Origin of the sequence: Paraburkholderia sp. UCT2, from assembly GCF_014397665.1 — a bacterium.
Taxonomy (GTDB): Bacteria; Pseudomonadota; Gammaproteobacteria; order Burkholderiales; family Burkholderiaceae; genus Paraburkholderia; species Paraburkholderia tuberum.
Window position 1 is genome coordinate 54,051 of record NZ_VZQO01000040.1, and the last position, 18,479, is coordinate 72,529.

The following is an 18,479-nucleotide window of genomic DNA, read 5'->3' on the forward strand; positions in this document are numbered from 1 at the left end:
GGCGCGGATGAGCGGCCATGGACACCACCTTCACGATGCTGCCGGCGTATGCCGAGCTGTTCTGCTTTTCCAACTTCACGTTTCTGCGGGGCGCGTCGCACGCTGAGGAACTGGCCGAGCGTGCCGCGCAACTCGGCTACTCCGCGCTCGCGATCACCGACGAATGCTCGCTCGCGGGAGTCGTGCGCGCGCATGTCGCGGCGCAAGAAGCGAAGCTGCCGTTCATCGTCGGCGCGTATTTCCGGCTCGTCAACGCCGATGGTTCGCCGGCGTTCGGGCTGATCCTGCTCGCCCGCAACCGCAACGGCTACGGCAATCTGTCCGAGCTGATCACGCTGGCGCGCATGCGCGCGCCCAAGGGCGAATACCGGCTCACGCCGCAGGATCTGTCGCGGCCGGAGAAGGAGTATCGCCACCTGCTCGGCATGCCCGACTGCCTCGCGATTCTCGTGCCGGATTTCCCGGCCAGCGAAGACGCGCTCGATGCGCAGGTCGAATGGCTCGACGAAACGTTCACGGGCCGCGCATGGGTCGGCCTCGTGCTCCATCAACGCGCGATGGACGACCTGCATCGCGGCGCGGTCGAGTTCGTCGCGCGCAGCCGCGACGTGCCCGTCGTCGCGCTCGGCGAAGTCGTGATGCACGTGCGCTCGCGCAAGCCGCTGCAGGACACGATGACCGCGATCCGGGTCGGCAAACCGGTCCATCAGTGCGGCTATGATCTGGCGCCGAACGCGGAGCAGCATCTGCGCTCGAGGTTGCGGCTCGCCAACCTGTACCCGCAAGACGCGCTGGCCGCGACGGTCGACATCATGAGCCGCTGCACGTTTTCGCTCGACGAGCTGCGCTACGAGTATCCCGACGAGCTGGTGCCGGCCGGCCATACGCCGGCCTCGTATCTTCGTCAGGAAACCTATGCCGGCGCGCAGCGGCGTTTTCCCGCGGGGATTGCGCATCACGTGCAGCAGCAGATCGAGCATGAACTCGAACTGATCGCGGACCTGCAATACGAGCCGTATTTCCTGACCGTCTACGACATCGTCCGCTTCGCGCGCAGCCAGCACATTCTGTGTCAGGGGCGCGGGTCGGCCGCGAACTCGGCGGTCTGCTATTGCCTCGGCGTGACCGAGGTGGACCCCGCGCGCGGCAACATGCTGTTCGAGCGCTTCATCAGCAAGGAGCGCGGCGAGCCGCCCGATATCGACGTCGACTTCGAGCACCAGCGGCGCGAAGAAGTGATCCAGTACATCTATCGCAAGTACGGCCGCGACCGGGCGGCGATCGCGGCGGCGGTGTCGACCTATCGTCCGCGTGGTGCGCTGCGGGAAACGGGCAAGGCACTCGGCGTCGATCCGCAGATCGTCGACGCGGTCGCGAAGTCGCACCACTGGTTCGATACCAGTCGGGATCTGCTCGCGCGTTTCGCGGAATCCGGCCTCGATCCGAACCAGCCCCTGATTCAGGCCTGGGCGAAGCTCGCCTCGCAACTGCTGAATTTTCCGCGCCACCTGTCGCAGCATTCGGGCGGCTTCGTGATCAGCCGCGGCAAGCTCACCCGGCTCGTGCCGGTGGAAAACGCGGCGATGGCCGACCGCTCGGTGATCGAGTGGGACAAGGACGACCTCGAATCATTGGGCTTGCTGAAGGTCGACGTGCTCGCGCTCGGCATGCTGTCGGCGATCCGGCGCACCCTCGACCTCGTTTCGGAACAGCGCGGAGAACGTTTCGAAATGCAGGACATCCCCGCCGAGGATGAGGCGACCTACGCGATGATTTCGGCCGCCGATACGGTCGGCGTGTTCCAGATCGAATCGCGCGCGCAGATGAGCATGCTGCCGCGCATGCGGCCAGAGAAGTTCTACGACCTCGTCATCGAAGTCGCGATCGTGCGGCCCGGTCCGATTCAGGGCGGCGCCGTGCATCCCTATCTGCAGCGCCGTCAGGGCTTCGAGCCCGTGACCTATCCGAGCGACGCGTTGAAGACCGCACTGGGCCGCACACTCGGCGTGCCGATCTTCCAGGAGCAGGTGATGCAGGTGGCGATTCTCGCGGCCGGCTTCACCGCCGGCGAAGCCGACCAGCTGCGCCGCGCGATGGCCGCGTGGAAACGCAAGGGCGGACTCGAAAAATACTATGACCGCATCGTGCTCGGCATGCAGGAGCGCGGCTACGACCAGGCCTTCGCCGAGGCGATCTTCGAGCAGATCAAGGGCTTCGGCGAATATGGCTTCCCCGAAAGTCACGCGGCCAGTTTCGCGCTGCTGGTCTATGCGAGCAGCTGGCTCAAGTGTCACGAACCCGAAGCCTTTCTCGCCGCGATGCTGAACAGCCAGCCGATGGGCTTCTATTCGCCGTCGCAACTGGTTCAGGATGCGCAGCGGCACGGCGTCACGGTGTTGCCGGTGGATGTGACGATCAGCGGTTGGGACTCCTCGCTCGAACACCGTGCGGGGGCGACACGCCCGGCCGTCCGTCTCGGTCTTTCGCTGCTGCGCGGCATGAAGGACGGCGCCGCCGAACGGATCGAGAACGCGCGCGCGGTTCGCCCGTTCGCGAGCGTCAACGATCTCGCGCGCCGCGCGCAGCTCGACCGCAAAGACCTGCATGCGCTCGCGGATGCGAATGCGTTGGCAGCGCTCGCGGGAAACCGCCGCGAAGCGCTGTGGCAGTCGGTCGTCGCGGTGCCGGACAAGGATATGCTCGCAGCCGCGGCGACTCAGGACGAAACGCCCGAACTGGGCGCACCGAGCGAAGCGAACGACATCGTCGCCGACTACCGTTCGCTCGGCCTGACGCTCAACCGCCATCCGCTGGAACTGCTCCGGCCGCAGTTGCTCGCGAACCGGCTGATGCCGGCCTCGACGCTGCGGACCTATCGCGACGGCCGCCTCGCGCGCGGCTGCGGACTGGTGACGGTGCGTCAGCGTCCCGGCACGGCCAAGGGCGTCGTGTTCGTCACGCTCGAAGACGAGACGGGCAACGTCAATGTGATCATCTGGCCGAGTCTGCTCGAAAAACAGCGCAAAGAAGCGTTGGGCGCCGCGCTGCTCGCCGTATACGGCACGTGGCAGTGTCAGGGAGAAGTACGGCATCTCGTCGCGCAGCGGCTCGTCGACATGTCTCATCTGCTGGGCGAGTTGCAGACGACGAGCAGAGACTTCTGCTGACGCGAGCGCGCAAATGCGTATCATCGGAACAGCAAACGGAGGCATCCATGTGCTATTCGGCTCAGATTCTGGCGGACTACCGGCGCTACGTCCGCATGTTCGGCGCGCACATGAGCATCGAGGAATTCGCGCGTCTTTTCTTCGAACGCGCAGAGGACGGTCAGGCCAGGATTCCCAAAGCGATGGAAGACGCCTTCTCGGAACCGCAGTCCGACGCGCAACGGGAAGTCTGGGCGCTGATCGAGCGCTTCAGATCGCAGCAGACCGTGAAGCTCGAACAGGAACTGTTCAAACAGCGCACCCGCTTCGCCGATGCCGAGCGCTCTTTGCAGACCAAAGCCACCAAGGCGGCGACCGAGAGCAAACGGATCGCCCAAGACAAGATCGACCGCACGCTCGAGCGACTCGACGACCTCGGCCGAACCGCTCCCCAAGCAAGCGACGCGCGCATCTTTCCCGGCTACTACGCGCCGGTGATGGTGATGGAGAACGGCCAGCGCGTCGTCAAACCGATGCGCTATCAGTGCCGCCTGGCCGGCAAGCCCGCATCGTACGACACCCGCTATCCCGGCACGTACAACGCTCGTCGGGACAGTCTCGAAAGTTTCTGGAAAGCGCTATTCGGCTATTCGCATGGACTCATGCTGGCCAGTTCTTTCTATGAGAACGTCTCGCGCGCGCGAATGGAAGGCCGCGAACCGGCGCCCGGCGAGAAAGATGAAAATGTCCGGCTCGAGTTCCGGCCCAATCCGCCTCACGACATGCTGATCGCATGCTTATGGTCCCGCTGGAGCGGCAAAGGCGAGCCCGATCTATTGTCCTTCGCGGCCATCACCGATGATCCGCCACCCGAGGTGGCCGCTGCCGGCCATGATCGCTGCATCATTCCGATCAAGCCTGAGCATATCGACGCGTGGTTGAATCCCGATCCGCGCGATCTGGCAGCGTTGTACGCGATTCTCGATGATCGGGACCGGCCGTTCTACGAACATCGGATCGCGGCCTGAATACAAGACGCGGTTTCGCAGGCCGCGCGAGACGGTGTCGGATCATCCTTGCAATCTTCGCGCAGTAACATATTCTGCGTTATGGATGTTCATCGGCTGGCGAAGAATACCCGGTTGTAGAGGTCCGCCAACAGGCGCGATTCGGACCCCATCAATCATCGAAGCGCCTGCGCAGCGGGCCCGACACGATCCACACCCTCGGGTTGCGGCTGCAAGCACAGGAGACGTCGGTATGGGCAAACATCCCGCGGCGGACGCTTCGCAGCAGACCGCGCTCGGCAGCGACGAACTTCAGCTGATCGACGCGTGGTGGCGCGCATGCAATTACCTTTCGGTCGGCATGATCTATCTGCTGGACAACCCGCTGCTGCGGGAGCCGCTGAAAGTCGAACACGTCAAGTATCGCCTGCTCGGACACTGGGGCGCGAGCCCGGCGTTATCGTTCGTCTGGGCGCATCTGAACCGCGTGATCAAACGCGACGATCTCGACGTCGTCTTCATGGCCGGTCCCGGACACGGCGCACCGGGCGTGCTCGGCCCCACCTATCTGGAAGGCACCTACTCGGAGATCTATCCGGACAAGAGCGCGGATGCCGAGGGCATGCAGAAGTTCTTCAAGCAGTTCTCGTTTCCCGGCCATATCGGTTCGCATGTGACGCCGGAGACGCCCGGGTCCATCCATGAGGGCGGCGAGCTTGGCTACAGCCTGTCGCATGCGTATGGCGCCGTGCTCGACAATCCGGACCTGATCGTGGCCTGCGTGGTCGGCGATGGAGAAGCGGAGACCGGGCCGCTCGCCACCGCGTGGCATTCGAATAAATTCATCAACCCGGCCCGCGACGGCACCGTGCTGCCGATCCTGAATCTGAACGGCTACAAGATCGCCAATCCGACCATCCTGTCGCGCATCAGCAGCAGAGAACTGGAAGCGCTCTTTGTCGGCTACGGCTACACCCCGCATTTCGTCGAAGGATCGGATCACGCGGAAATGCATCGGAAGATGGCGCACACGCTCGATACCGTGCTCGGCGAAATTCGCGCAATTCATCAGCAGGCACGCGCGAACGGCAATCTCGAGCGGCCGCTCTGGCCGATGATCGTGCTGCGCACGCCCAAGGGCTGGAGCGGACCGAAGCAGATCAACGGGCACAAGGTCGAAGGCTCGTGGCGCTCGCATCAGGTGCCTTTTTCCGATGTGCGCAACAACTCCGCGAATCTCGAAGTGCTCGAAGAATGGATGCGCAGCTACCGGCCCGCCGAACTTTTCGATGCCGAGGGCCGGCTGATCCCCGAACTCAAGGCGCTGTCGCCCCAAGGCCCGCGGCGCATGAGCGCCAATCCGCACGCGAACGGCGGCGTGCTGCGCCGCGAACTGAAGCTGCCCGACATCCGCGCGTACGCGGTGGATGTGCAGCACGCGGGCAAGGTGCTGCAGGAGAACACGCGGCCACTCGGCGAATTTCTGCGCGACACGATGCGCGCGAACATGAACACCTTCCGCGTGTTCGGCCCGGACGAAACGGCCTCGAACCGTCTGCAGTCGATCTACGAGGTCAGCAAGAAGGTGTGGATGGCCGAGATGCTCCCCGAGGACGAGGACGGCGGCGAACTGGCGCGCGACGGCCGCGTGATGGAGATGCTGTCCGAACATACGCTGATGGGATGGCTCGAAGGCTATCTGCTGACGGGCCGCCACGGCTTCTTCCATACCTACGAAGCGTTTGCGCACGTGGTGGATTCGATGTTCAACCAGCATGCGAAGTGGCTCGACATCAGCCGCAATCACGTGCCATGGCGCGCGTGGGTATCGGCGGAAAACATTCTGCTGTCGTCGACCGTGTGGCGGCAGGATCACAACGGCTTTTCGCATCAGGACCCCGGCTTCATCGATCTCGTCACCAACAAGAGCCCCTCGGTCACGCGCGTCTATCTTCCGCCCGACGCGAACACGCTGCTGGTGGTCGCCGACCACTGTCTGCGCACCACCGACTGCATCAACGTGATCGTCGCCGACAAGCAGAAACACCTGCAATTCACCACCATCGACGAAGCCGTCGTGCACTGCGCCAAAGGCATCGGCGTGTGGCGGCGCGCGAGCAACGACGAGGACGCCGAACCGGACGTGGTGATGGCCTCGTGCGGCGACGTCGCCACCCAGGAAGCGCTGGCGGCGACGGCGATCCTGCGCGAACGTCTGCCCGAACTGAAGCTGCGTTTCGTCAACGTGGTCGACCTGTTCAGGATGCAGCCGGCGAGCGAGCACCCGCACGGCTCGACCGAACGCGAATTCGACAGCCTGTTTACGACCAACAAGCCGGTGATCTTCAATTTCCACGGTTACCCGTGGCTGATCCACAAGCTCGCCTATCGCTTTCGCAATCACGAGAATCTGCACGTGCGGGGCTACAAGGAGAAAGGCAACATCAACACGCCGCTCGAACTGGCGATTCTCAATCAGGTGGACCGTTTCAATCTGGTGATCGACGTGCTCGACCGCGTGCCGCGCTTGCAGGGCAGATCCGCGCATCTCAGGGAAGACATGAGGAACGCGATCGTCAGCAACCTGAACTATGCGCATACGCATGGCACGGACCGCGCCGAGGTCGCCGACTGGGTCTGGCCCTTCTGAACGTCACGCGCAGCATGCACCGAGGAAAGCATCATGGCCGACGCTCCCACCACGACCTCGCAGCAAAGCGCGGATGCAGCGCGCACCGGCCTGAGCGCCGCCGCGCTCCAACGCGGCGTGCTCGACAATCTGCTGTGCCTGCGGGGCCGCTATCCGGCGATCGCTTCCCCGCATGACTGGTACATGGCGCTCGCGTATAGCGTGCGCGACCGGCTGCTGGCCCGCTGGGCAACCTCCGTCCAGACCTACGCCGGAAGCGATGTGCGGGTCGCCTGCTACCTGTCCGCCGAGTTCCTGATCGGCCCGCAACTCGGCAACAACCTCGTCAATCTCGGCATCGAGACCAACGCACGCGAAGCGCTGCGCGCGCTCGGCGTCGACCTCGATATGCTGCTCGAACTCGAGGAAGAGCCGGGGCTCGGCAATGGCGGACTTGGCCGCCTCGCGGCCTGCTATCTGGATTCGCTCGCAAGTTTGGAAATACCGGCCATCGGCTATGGCATCCGCTACGAGTTCGGCATCTTCGACCAGCAGATTTGCGACGGCTGGCAGGTCGAAACCACCGACAAGTGGCTGCAAAAGGGCAACCCATGGGAGATCGTGCGCCCGGAGGTTGCGTACTACGTGGGGTTCGGCGGCAGCACCCACAACGAAACCGATGCACGCGGGCACCTGTGCGTGCGCTGGACACCCACACGGCAGGTCAAAGGCGTGGCTTGCGACACGCCGATGCCCGGCTATCACGTCAACACGTGCAACACCTTGCGGCTGTGGAAGAGCGAGGCAGTCGAGTCGTTCGACCTGCAGGACTTCAACGCCGGCGACTATTACGAGGCCGTCAACGAAAAGGTCATCTCCGAGACGCTGTCGAAGGTGCTGTATCCGAACGACGAGCCCGAGATCGGCAAGCGCCTGCGTCTCGCGCAGCAATACTTCTTCGTGTCGTGCTCGCTGCAGGACATGCTGCGCCTGCTCCAAATCAAGGGCGAACCGGTCGGACACTTCGCGCAGTTGTTCAACGTGCAGTTGAACGACACGCACCCGTCGATCGCCGTCGCCGAGCTGATGCGTCTGCTGGTGGACGACAGGCAGGTGCCGTGGGACGAGGCCTGGGACATCACGCGGCGCGCGCTCGCGTACACCAATCACACCCTGCTGCCCGAAGCGCTCGAAACCTGGGGGCTGCCGCTGATGCGCAACCTGCTGCCGCGCCTGCTCGAAATCATCTACGAGATCAACCGCCGCTTCCTCGACGAGGTCCGGCAGCGCTATCCGGGCGACGACGCGCGCATCGAACGCATGTCGCTGATCGACGAGCGCGGTGACAAGCTCGTGCGCATGGCGCATCTGGCGACGGTCGGCAGCCACGCGATCAACGGCGTCGCCGAACTGCATTCCGGGCTGCTCAAGCAGACCGTGCTGCGGGACTTCGCCGAATTGTGGCCCGAGCGCTTTCACAACGTCACGAACGGCGTCACGCCGCGCCGTTTCATGCTGCTTTGCAATCCGGCGCTCGCGCGGCTGCTCGACGAGACCATCGGCGCTGGCTGGGTCACTGATCTCGCGCGACTGCGCAAGCTCGAAGCCTATGCCGACGACGCCGCGTTTCAGCAGCATTGGCGTAGCGTGAAGCAGGCGAACAAGGCCGTGCTCGCCGAGCATATCCGGAGCGTCACGGGCATCGGCGTCGACACCGCCGCGCTGTTCGACGTGCAGGTCAAGCGCATCCACGAATACAAGCGGCAACATCTGAACGCGTTGCTGATCGTCACGCTGTACCGGCGCCTGCTGCGTGATCCGCAACTCGCGCTGACACCGCGCTGTTTCGTATTCGGCGGCAAGGCGGCGCCCGGCTACGCGACGGCCAAGCTGATCATCCGTTTGATCAACGGCATCGCCGAAGTCGTGAATAACGACCCGGTGGTGAACGGGCGGCTGAAAGTCGTGTTCTATCCGGACTTCAATGTGAAGAACGCGCACTTCATCTACCCTGCCGCCGACCTGTCCGAGCAGATTTCGACGGCCGGCAAGGAAGCATCGGGCACCGGCAACATGAAGTTCATGATGAACGGCGCGTTGACGATCGGCACGCTCGACGGCGCCAACGTCGAAATCCGCGAAGAGGTCGGCGACGAAAACTTCTTCCTGTTCGGCCTGAGCGCCGACGAAGTGGAACGTGTGAAGCGCGCGGGTTATCGCCCCGCGGACTATGTGAAGGACGACGCGGAACTGAGCGAAGTGCTGCAACTGATCGCCGACGGTCATTTCTCGCGAGGAGACCGTGAGATGTTCCGCCCGCTGATCGACAATCTGACGCACGCGGACCCGTTTCTCGTGCTCGCCGACTACGCCGCCTACGTGGCGCGTCAGGACGCCGTGAGCGCCGCCTGGCAGGACACGCGGCGCTGGACCCGGATGTCGATCCTGAACACCGCGCGCTCGGGCAAGTTCTCTTCCGACCGCGCCATCGGCGAATACTGCGACAAGATCTGGAAGATCCGCCCGATGAGGATCACCCTTGATCAATGACCCTGAAACGGGATCGGTGCGTGCTCATGCGGTTCGCTCCGGGTCGCGGTTTCCCGTGGGCGCGTCGGCGGTGCCCGGCGGCATCAATTTCTGCATCTTCTGCCGTCACGCGACGCGCGTCGAACTGTTGCTGTACGACGCAGCTGACAGCCCCGAGCCGTTCCAGATCATCACGCTCGCCGCCGGTTGCAACCGCACCTTCTACTACTGGCATGTGATGGTCGAAGCGCTGCCGTTCGGCACCTACTACACGTGGCGGGTGGACGGTCCGCACGATACGCGCGCTAGCGGCTACGCGTTCGACGCCGACCGCGAACTCCTCGACCCGTATGCCCGCGCGATTAGCGACGTGCTGTGGACGCGGCCTGCGCTCGGCCAGCCGAATCCCAACGGGCACAAAACCCACCGCGCGATCGTGACGGAACCCCTGCCCTCGTCCCCTGGGCGTATCTCGCGCGGACTCGACGACGCGATCATCTACGAGCTGCATGTCGGCGGCTTTACACGTGATCCGTCGAGCGGCGTGCAGCATCCCGGCACCTTCGCCGGCCTGATCGAAAAGATTCCGTACCTGACGCAGCTTGGCGTGACCCACGTCGAGCTGCTGCCGGTGATGGCCTTCGACGAACAGGACGTTCCGCCCGCCACGGCGGCCCTCGGCCTGAGCAATTACTGGGGTTACAGCACGCATAGCTATTACAGCCCGCATCCTCGCTACTGCCGCGATCCCGCGCGCGCCCCCCAGGAGTTTCGCGCGCTGACCGACGCCATGCACGCCGCGGGCATCGCCGTGCTGCTCGACGTCGTGTTCAACCATACGGCCGAAGCGGGCGAAACGGGCCCCGTCATCAACTTCAAGGGCCTCGTCAACGATATCTTCTACCACCTCGACGCGACCGACCGGCGCCGCTACCGGGACTACACCGGCTGCGGCAACACGATCAATTGCAACCATCCACTGGTGACGACGTTCATCGTGCGCTGCCTCGAATACTGGGTGGAAGAACTCGGCGTCGATGGCTTCCGGTTCGATCTGGCGAGTATCTTCGCGCGCGACCAGCGCGGCGAGCTGATGGTCGATCCACCGCTGCCCTGGGCGATCGAGTCTTCGCGTGTGCTGTCGCGCGTGCCATTGATCGCGGAGGCGTGGGACGCCGCCGGCATGTATCAGGTCGGCGCCTTTCCCGGCATGGCATGGGCCGAGTGGAACGGCCGCTATCGGGACGTGATTCGCCGTTTCGTGCGCGGCGACCCGGGGCTCATCGGGGCGGTCGCGACCTGCATCGCGGGCAGCTCGGACCTCTATGCGGACGACGGCAGGCTGCCCAACAACAGCGTCAACTTCGTGACGTGCCACGACGGCTTCACGCTGATCGATCTCGTGAGCTACGAATCGAAGCACAACGAAGCCAACGGCGACGAGAATCGCGACGGCAGCTCCGACAACCTGTCGTGGAACTGTGGCGCCGAGGGCGGGACCGGCGACGCCCAGATTCTCGGTCTGCGACATCGCCAGGCGCGCAACGCGATGGCCATCCTGTTCCTGAGTCTGGGTGTGCCGATGACGCTCGCCGGCGACGAGGTGCTGCGCAGCCAGCGCGGCAACAACAACGCCTATTGTCAGGACAACTCGCTCAGCTGGTTCGACTGGACACCCACTGAAGCCGGCTCGGCCATGTCGCGCTTCGTGCGCGAGCTGATCGCGCTGCGCAAGCGCCACGCAAGTTTGCGGCGGCGGTATTTCCTGACCGGCCGGCCCTCGCCGGGGCAGACTCGGCCGGATGCGGCGTGGCACGGCGAGCGCCTGAACGAGCCGGGCTGGCACGATCCAGGCGCGCGGCTTCTCGCCGTCACGCTGGGCGGCGAAGCGCCTGGCGAGCCGGCACTGCACGCGGTGTTCAACATGGACGATTGCGCCCGCACGGTCCAGTTGCCCGCGTCCGACGGGCGGCACTGGCGGCGTATCGTCGATACCGCGCGCGACAGTCCGCATGACATCGTGCAAGCGGCGCAACAGGCCGCTGTCGAAAGCGATCAATTTCGCGTCGAGGCACGCAGCGTCGTGGTTCTGGAAGAAGCGAGCTGAACCGACGCAAATAACCCGGGTTCTTGTCCTCGAATGTCGATGCTGTGGCGGATATGCCGTGCGCAGTTTCGATTGACTGGCGGAACAATCCACCGGCAACGATCGCGGAGGGCATCATGAGAATTAGCGTAGACGGGCCGTCCGTCGTCTTTGCGATGGTTGCGGTCGTGGCCCATGGCAACGCATTCGCGAGGTCCGAAGCCTGCCATCCCACCTCCGAAAAGCAGATTTCCGCACTGTTCGATCGCTGGAACGACTCGCTGAAAACCGGCGACCCGCAGAAGGTCGTGGCGAACTACGCGCCGAACTCGATCCTGCTGCCGACCGTCTCGAACAAGCCGCGTCTGACCGCCGACGAAAAACTCGACTATTTCAAACACTTCCTCGAAAACAAACCGGTCGGCACGATCGACTTCCGCGACATCATGATCGAATGCAACACGGCGATCGACTCGGGGCTCTACACCTTCAAGTTCGCGGACGGCTCGGTCGTCAAGGCGCGCTATACGTTCACCTACGCGTGGAATGGGCACAAGTGGCTGATTACCAGCCATCATTCGTCGAAAATGCCGGAAGGCAATTAGCCGATGTGTTTAGAAAAAGTCAGGCTCGGACTTGAACCTCATTCACGAATGACCTGAATACGTCCCGCCTTGACTGCCGCCTTCAATACCGTCCAGTCCGTCTCATTCTGTTCCGCGCCTCGCTATCCCGTCCTTTCCGCCCGATGCGCGGCCTCCTGCACACCTCGTACAGCCGCGGCCACGATCAAGCCGGTGAATACCACGCCGATCAGCCCGAGGCATGCGGCGTCGATCCGGCCGAACGCCGACGTGGGCACGACATCGCCGTACCCGATGGTGAGCGCCGTGATCGCGCAGAAGTACACGGTTTCACCCAGCGGCGACGGTGTCCGGTTCGCTGTCTCGACGGGCGCGCCCCAGTAGTCCATGCCAATCGTCAGCAAGACGAACAGTAGAAGCAGGCCGATCAGAATCGCTCTCAGATACCACAGGGTTATCGCCATTTCCTTCAGGATCTCACCAGCCCGAGGACGGACCGCGCCATCGCCTGTCGCATTTCCCATTGCACGCTCCTGTTGCGATCACCGGGTCGGCTTTGCAGCATGCCGCACCGCCTCACTCCGCACGGCGATGCTGCTCGAAAAGCAGAAGCATCAAATACGCATAGGCCGTTACGGCCAGAAAGAGCCCCATTCGCACGGCAAACGCGGTGTAGACATCCTTGCCCGCCACGCTGTCCTGCACCGATTGCCCGAGCAGAATGATCATCGTCACGAGACTGTTCAGCCAGAAGCCCGGCGAACAACGCGTGGGTTGCAGGCCGTACAGCTTGCGTCCCACCAGCAGGCCGAACAACAGCATCCACAGAAAGAACATCCACAGATGCACGAACAGCCTCAGCGCAAACCAGAACGCGATGGCGAGCAGACCGCCGAGCAGCGTCGAGCCGATCAGATCGCGTGCGGCGCCGCGCGCCGAGGTCGTGCAGGTTTGTCTGCCGAGGCTGACGGACTTCATGATGATCGGCATGTAGTTCGCCGGGTCGGTCATCGCGAGCAGATAGGCCGGCATGACGACGAGCGCGGCACGCAGCGCGATATAGGCCGCCTCGTCTTCCGCCATCGCTGCCGCGGCGGACTGTTCTCGCGCGCCGATGCTTTCAGGAAACAATCTGTGCGCCAGCGTCGACGCCAGCACGGCAAGCAGAAGTCCCTTCGCCAGCGCGCCGACGACCGTCAGGGCCAGTTCGAAGTCGGCCGTGCCCGCGGCGGAAATCATCGTCAGTCCCACGACCAGAAAAGTCGCGACGAGATTGTTGCCGCCACGCAGCCCGTAACGAAACGCGAAGAACAGCATGAGGCCGACGATCATCACGCCGGCCAACGCATAGTGACGAAGCAACGGAACGAGGAGCAGGCCGCTGCCGGTGGTCGACGCCACGACCAGCGAAAGAATCACGCCGGCCTTCAACGATAGCGGGCGATGCTGCGCGGCCAGCAGAAAAACCGTGAATACCGGCGCGACGACGGGTATCGGGAAATCGAGTCCAAAGCTGACGGCAAGAGCGATCGCCGTTCCGAAAGCCACACGTATCGCGCGATAACCGAGGCGCTGGGTCGCGGGCTGCATGGGCTTCTCAATAGACGTAGGAGAGCCAGCTCATCAGCCGGATGAACGCGTGTCCCAGCGGATTGAGCGGATTGCCCTGGGTCGGAAAGGCCATCACTTCGGCCTGCCCGCCCACCCGCAGATCGCGCAGACGCGCGCGCTCGCCGTCGTCGAATTCGACGATTACCGGGAAACGCTGCGCGGGACGCAGCCAGTCGCGGCTATTCTGCACGGTGGGCAGGCTGCCCGCCGGCGTGCTCTGCCCCACGCTCACGCCATAGCCGACACTGCGAACCCGCCCGCCGAACACTTCGCCGGGCAGCACGTCCAATGCGATCTCGACGCGCGTGCCGGGTTTGAGATGGCCCAGATTGTTCTCCGTCATGTCGGCGCTGACCCACACGTCGCGGATCGCGATCAGCGTCATGACCGGATTGCCCGCCGCGGCGAACTGACCGACTTCCGTGCGCAGATCCGTCACGACGCCGCTCGAGCGGGCTCTGATCCGCGCGTTGGCGAGATCGAGTTCGGCCTTCTCCAGCGCGCCAGCGGCGCTGCGCAACTGCGCATTCTCCGCCTCGCTTCCGCCCTGCTGCTCCCGCGCCCGCTCGACTTCGGCACGGGCCCCGTCGACCTGGCTTAGCGCCTGTTGATGCGTCGCCCGCGCGACCTCGAGGCGTCGCAGGGAGACGGTGCCCTCGTCTTCACGATAGAGCCGCTCGAGACGGTCGCTGTCCTGGCGCGCCTTGACCTCGTTCGCGATGGCGGCCCGCAACGCCGCGAGTGCCGACTCGATACCGGCCGTGCTGGCACCGACCTGCCGGCGTGTGGACTCCAGATCGGCGCGCGCGCGGTCGGCGGCAATGCGGTAGGGCTCGCTATCGACTTCGAACAGCACGTCCCCCGCGTTGACATCCTGGTTGTTGTGGACGAACACCCGCGTCACGCGTCCCGACACCTCGGCGGCGACGGGCACGACATAGGCCTGAATCCGCGCCTGCTGCGTATACGGCGTGAAACGGTCGGCGAGCAGATACCAGATCAGGCTCAGCACGATCAGACAGACGACCCATTTGACCGCCCTGCCCGAAGGGTCGGCGGCAGGCGTCGACGACTTCGGCGGGGTGACGGTTCGAGGCTCGCGGGTATCCTGGGTATCGCTCATCGTGACGCCCCTTCGGCTCGCCCCGGCGTACCGGAAGACGGCGCCGTTTGGTCGAGCAGGTCGCCCCAATCGGTGCGTTGCCGCATCTGCGCGCGCGTCGCCGCGTCGACGAGCGGCTGTTCGGTTTCCCAGCCGCCTCCGAGCGCCTTGTAAAGCGCGATCACACTGCCGAGCGCATTGCTGCGATTGACCACGTACGCGTCCTGCTGCGCGAACAGCGCGCGCTGCGCATCGAGGACCCGCTGGAAGTCCGAATACCCTTCCCGATAGATCGTATTGGCGAGCGTCAGCGAGCGCCGCGCCGCGCCCTGCGCATCATTCAGAATGGTGTCGCGCTGCAAGGCGGCGAGCAGCGCCGTCGCGGCGTCGTCGGCCTCGCGCGCCGCCTCGCGCACCGTGTTCTGATAAGCGACCGTCAACTCTTGCAGCCGTGCGTCCTGGACGCGCACGTTGTTCGTGATCCTGCCGTAATCGAACACGTTCCACGTCACGCTCGGGCCCGCGGCAAAGAGCAGTGTGCTCGGTGCGCCCGCGAGCGAACTGGCGGTCCACGTCAGCGTGCCGAGCAACGATACCGACGGGTACAGATCCGCTTGTGCCACGCCGATGAGCGCCGACTGCGAAGCCATCTGGTACTCGGCCGCGCGAACGTCAGGGCGGCGCAACAGCAGATCGGCCGGCACGTCCTGCAGCACGGCATGATCCACCAGCGGCACCACGCCTTCCTTGCCCGTCTGCACGTCGAGTTCCGGCAGCGGACCCGGCGCTCGCCCGATCAGCACCGACAGCGCATGACGCGCAAGCACGATCTGGCTTTCGAGATCGGGGATGCTGCTGAGCGTCCCAAGGTACTGCGTCTTCGCCTGCTGGAAGTCGAGTTCATCGGATTCGCCAGCCTTGAAGAGCTTTTGAGCGATGTCGTAGCTGCGTTTTTGCAACTGGGCGTTCTCGCGAGCGATACGTAGCCGCGCCTGCGCGACCCGCAGCGTGAAATACGTATCCGCGACCTGCGCGTGCAACAGAACCAGCGCATCGTCGCGGTTGGCTTGCGCGGCGAAGAACCCGGCGTCGGCCGATTCGATCGCGCGGCTGAAACGTCCCCAGAAATCGAGTTCCCAGCCGATGCTGAAGCCCGCGCCGTACTGCACGAAGGCGCCCGAGCGCGGATTGGAACCATCCGAGCGCTTGCGCGCCGAAGCCAGTACATCGGCACTCGCCTGCTGCACCTGCGGATAGCGTCCCGCGAGCGCGATGCCGAGCTGTGCGCGCGCCTCGAGCACGCGCAGTCCGGCGATCTTCAGGCCGCCGTTGTTCGCGTCGGCTTCGGCAATCAGACGTTCGAGATTCCTATCGTCGAAGATCAGCCACCACTGGCGCACATCGGGCTGTACACCCTGTTGCGTGACCCGCGTGATCGATTCGCTACTCCAGTGCTCGCTCCACGCTTCATGCTGCGGCTTGAAGTCCGGGCCCACCCGCATGCATCCGCTCAGGCCAACCGCCGCCCCGAAAAGCACTGCGATCCCGTACGGACGCATCAACGGTGACACGGAGCCATCCTCGAGCTTCAGGTCTGCTTCTGTTCGTGGGTCTGCGTGGGTTGCGTGGGTTGCTTGGGTTGAGGCTGGTCTCGGACCCAGCGCCAGAACAGCTGATAACCGACGGCCAGCATCACGGGCCCAACGAATAGCCCGATGACACCTCCCGTCACCATGCCGCCGAGCGCTCCGATCAGCACGACGGGCATCGGCACCGCGACGCCACGGCCCAGCATCAGTGGCTTGAGCACGTTGTCGGCGAGGCCCGCGACGAACACGTAAACCGAGAAGATGATGTTTGCGGTGTTCACGCCGTCCGTGACGATCACGAAGGCGATCACCGGAATGGTGATCAGCGTGGCCGGCAATTGCATGATGCCGAGCAGCAGCACGGCCAGCGCGAGCAACCCCGCGCCGGGTATCCCCTTCACGACGAAGCCGATGCCGATCAGCAGCATCTGGATAAACGCGATGCCCACTACCCCCTGGGCCACCGCACGAATCGTCGCCGTGCACAAGTCGGCGATCTGAGCGCCGTTCTCGGGGCCCGAGATGCGCGAGGCGATCTGCACCGCGCTGTGATAGCCCTTCTCACCGTGGGCCATCAGGATTCCTGCGACGATCAGCGCGACGAAAAATATCACCAGGCCGGCACCGAGACCCGTCACCGTTGCAAGCACAGCGAGCCCGGCCTCCTTCAGCTGCGGGGCGAATTTATGCGCAAGACCGGTCAGGTCCGTCGATGCCTGTTGCCAGAAGTCGTACACACGCTGGCCGACCAGCGGCCAACTCGCCACCGACTCCGCGGGAGGCGGAATCCGGAAGGTACCGCTCCTGGCAATGGCGATCGATTTCTCGACCGAATCGGCTACCGCGAGACCCAGCGCATACGTTGGCACCAGAATCACGACAAGCGCGACAAGGACGATCAGCGTGGCGATCAGGCCATCCTTGCCGCCGAGCATGGAGCGAAGCAGGACCTGCAGCGGATAGAGCGTGATCGCAAGAATCACCGACCAGGCCATCAGGTTAAGAAACGGCGCGAAGATCCGAAAACAGAATACGGCCAGGACCGCGACGAGTCCGGCGCGGATCAGGACGTCGAGCATCTCTCGGGACGGAGTCCGTTGGGGAATCGGTGTGAGCAGCATAAGTTGTTCTCCCGCCAGGTCGCGTCGCGGTTCGGCGGCGACACCGTGATAGGCCTGCAATCGCGAAAACTCAAACCCACTGGAACGGTCCTGACGCCAATACCAAGGCCTGCCTGCAATTCCGGCATTTTAGGAAGAGGATCGCGCCGGCTTTGTCGTCGACAGAGCGCGGCGTTTCACTACTATTGAACCCGCGCCTGAAATATTCAATTGGACTTTGGTCTCATAGACCTCGAGCCGTCCGGAGCTCAGCCGCCCAGCCGCCGCTCACTGCCGGAATCTGGTATCCCACCGAGGCGCCGGCCACACCGCACGCCTTGGGCGACGTCACCCAGACCGTCGCGGCCGGCGCGCCGATAGCAGGCCATCACCTGCCGCTGATCGTGCTGTCGCACGGCGGCGGCGGCTGGTACGGCGCCTTTCGAGTCGATGTTGCGATAGGAAGGAGACTCACCCGAATTCGTCGTGTTGCGGCAATTGGTCGGTGATCGAATACCACGGTGCCTTTGAACCCACGAAAATGTGGGCAGTGGGAGACATGGCGGGCGAGTCCGTGAGTGTTCCCAGCGTGACGTGAACGTACTGCCCCTGACGAACCACCGAGAACATCAGGCTTCCACATATTTTGCAGCGCACATCATGCGACGCTCGTTCATCGCCGAAAATCAACAGGCTGTCTTCGCCCCGAGTGATGCGCAGCTTGTCGCGCTCGATTCCCGCGAAGGGTTTGAACGCCGAGCCGGTCGCGCGCCGGCAGCTTGAACAGTGGCAGTTCAACGCATAGACGAATTCGTCCTTCACCGAGTAATGGACGGCACCGCAAAGGCATCGGCCGGCAAGCAATGGTTTCATGGCTGCTTTTAAACAGAAGGTAGGTCGCAAATTGGAAAGTCACGCAGCCGTGATTATTCGCGAGCCGACGCGCGATGTCGAACCGCCAGACCGCTAGGGAAGCGCTGATTTATTCAGCTCGGTGGTCATCGTTGGCGTAGCTGAGGACGTTATAGAAGGCAACTCACGGAACAGACTCACGATGATGAAGAGGCAGATCGGCTTCGCCGAAGCGGAAATTGCA

12 protein-coding genes are annotated in these 18,479 nt (G+C 64.0%); 6 read left to right on the forward strand and 6 right to left on the reverse strand.

What is annotated here, in order from left to right:
- Window positions 1–17 precede the first annotated feature (17 nt).
- From F6X39_RS27130 to F6X39_RS27155, 6 genes are all read left to right on the forward strand, one after another.
- The gene (locus F6X39_RS27130) at window positions 18–3,167 is read left to right on the forward strand and encodes an error-prone DNA polymerase (protein ID WP_187618843.1); all 3,150 of its coding nucleotides are present in this window, start codon (window positions 18–20) and stop codon (window positions 3,165–3,167) included.
- Between the two features lie 47 nt (window positions 3,168–3,214).
- Window positions 3,215–4,174, forward strand: a complete 960-nt coding sequence (locus tag F6X39_RS27135; RefSeq protein WP_187618844.1) for an SOS response-associated peptidase family protein — start codon at window positions 3,215–3,217, stop codon at window positions 4,172–4,174.
- 232 nt (window positions 4,175–4,406) lie between these two features.
- Complete coding sequence (locus F6X39_RS27140; RefSeq protein WP_187618845.1) at window positions 4,407–6,803, forward strand: phosphoketolase; 2,397 nt, start codon at window positions 4,407–4,409, stop codon at window positions 6,801–6,803.
- A 33-nt stretch (window positions 6,804–6,836) separates the two neighbouring features.
- Window positions 6,837–9,332 carry a glycogen/starch/alpha-glucan phosphorylase gene (locus F6X39_RS27145; RefSeq protein WP_187618846.1) on the forward strand — a complete coding sequence of 832 codons (2,496 nt, stop codon included), beginning with the start codon at window positions 6,837–6,839 and terminating at the stop codon, window positions 9,330–9,332.
- Window positions 9,322–11,418, forward strand: coding sequence for a glycogen debranching protein GlgX (gene glgX / locus F6X39_RS27150; protein ID WP_222945330.1), 2,097 nt, complete (start codon window positions 9,322–9,324; stop codon window positions 11,416–11,418). Before F6X39_RS27145 ends, glgX begins: the two co-directional genes overlap by 11 nt.
- 116 nt (window positions 11,419–11,534) lie before the next feature.
- Entirely contained in the window at window positions 11,535–12,002 is a 468-nt protein-coding gene (locus tag F6X39_RS27155) for a DUF4440 domain-containing protein (protein ID WP_187618847.1), read from the forward strand.
- Window positions 12,003–12,124: 122 nt separating this feature from the next.
- Here the strand turns inward: F6X39_RS27155 and F6X39_RS27160 are convergent, their stop codons facing one another.
- The 6 genes from F6X39_RS27160 to F6X39_RS27185 all read right to left on the reverse strand — a co-directional run bounded on the left by F6X39_RS27160 (window position 12,125) and on the right by F6X39_RS27185 (window position 18,256).
- Window positions 12,125–12,505, reverse strand: coding sequence for a potassium channel family protein (locus F6X39_RS27160; RefSeq protein ID WP_187618848.1), 381 nt, complete (start codon window positions 12,503–12,505; stop codon window positions 12,125–12,127).
- Window positions 12,506–12,557: 52 nt separating this feature from the next.
- Entirely contained in the window at window positions 12,558–13,571 is a 1,014-nt protein-coding gene (locus tag F6X39_RS27165) for a DUF2955 domain-containing protein (RefSeq protein WP_187618849.1), read from the reverse strand.
- Between the two features lie 7 nt (window positions 13,572–13,578).
- On the reverse strand, window positions 13,579–14,715 hold the full coding sequence (locus tag F6X39_RS27170) for an HlyD family secretion protein (protein ID WP_187618850.1): 1,137 nt from the start codon (window positions 14,713–14,715) through the stop codon (window positions 13,579–13,581).
- Window positions 14,712–16,253: a TolC family protein gene (locus tag F6X39_RS27175; protein WP_187618857.1), complete on the reverse strand. Its 1,542-nt coding sequence runs from the start codon at window positions 16,251–16,253 to the stop codon at window positions 14,712–14,714. Before F6X39_RS27175 ends, F6X39_RS27170 begins: the two co-directional genes overlap by 4 nt.
- Window positions 16,254–16,282: 29 nt before the next feature.
- Window positions 16,283–17,404, reverse strand: coding sequence for an AI-2E family transporter (locus tag F6X39_RS27180; protein ID WP_184071299.1), 1,122 nt, complete (start codon window positions 17,402–17,404; stop codon window positions 16,283–16,285).
- A gap of 450 nt (window positions 17,405–17,854) precedes the next feature.
- Entirely contained in the window at window positions 17,855–18,256 is a 402-nt protein-coding gene (locus tag F6X39_RS27185) for a GFA family protein (protein ID WP_187618851.1), read from the reverse strand.
- Between the last annotated feature and the right edge of the window lie 223 nt (window positions 18,257–18,479).

Bases quoted from the DNA above. Each gene is read 5' to 3' on its own strand.
- F6X39_RS27155 (WP_187618847.1), top strand. From the start codon at position 11,535: ATGAGAATTAGCGTAGACGGGCCGTCCGTCGTCTTTGCGATGGTTGCG.
- F6X39_RS27185 (WP_187618851.1), bottom strand. From the start codon at position 18,256: ATGAAACCATTGCTTGCCGGCCGATGCCTTTGCGGTGCCGTCCATTAC.
- F6X39_RS27145 (WP_187618846.1), top strand. From the start codon at position 6,837: ATGGCCGACGCTCCCACCACGACCTCGCAGCAAAGCGCGGATGCAGCG.
- F6X39_RS27175 (WP_187618857.1), bottom strand. From the start codon at position 16,253: ATGCGTCCGTACGGGATCGCAGTGCTTTTCGGGGCGGCGGTTGGCCTG.
- F6X39_RS27140 (WP_187618845.1), top strand. From the start codon at position 4,407: ATGGGCAAACATCCCGCGGCGGACGCTTCGCAGCAGACCGCGCTCGGC.
- F6X39_RS27160 (WP_187618848.1), bottom strand. From the start codon at position 12,505: ATGGGAAATGCGACAGGCGATGGCGCGGTCCGTCCTCGGGCTGGTGAG.
- F6X39_RS27165 (WP_187618849.1), bottom strand. From the start codon at position 13,571: ATGCAGCCCGCGACCCAGCGCCTCGGTTATCGCGCGATACGTGTGGCT.
- F6X39_RS27170 (WP_187618850.1), bottom strand. From the start codon at position 14,715: ATGAGCGATACCCAGGATACCCGCGAGCCTCGAACCGTCACCCCGCCG.
- F6X39_RS27130 (WP_187618843.1), top strand. From the start codon at position 18: ATGGACACCACCTTCACGATGCTGCCGGCGTATGCCGAGCTGTTCTGC.
- F6X39_RS27135 (WP_187618844.1), top strand. From the start codon at position 3,215: ATGTGCTATTCGGCTCAGATTCTGGCGGACTACCGGCGCTACGTCCGC.
- F6X39_RS27180 (WP_184071299.1), bottom strand. From the start codon at position 17,404: ATGCTGCTCACACCGATTCCCCAACGGACTCCGTCCCGAGAGATGCTC.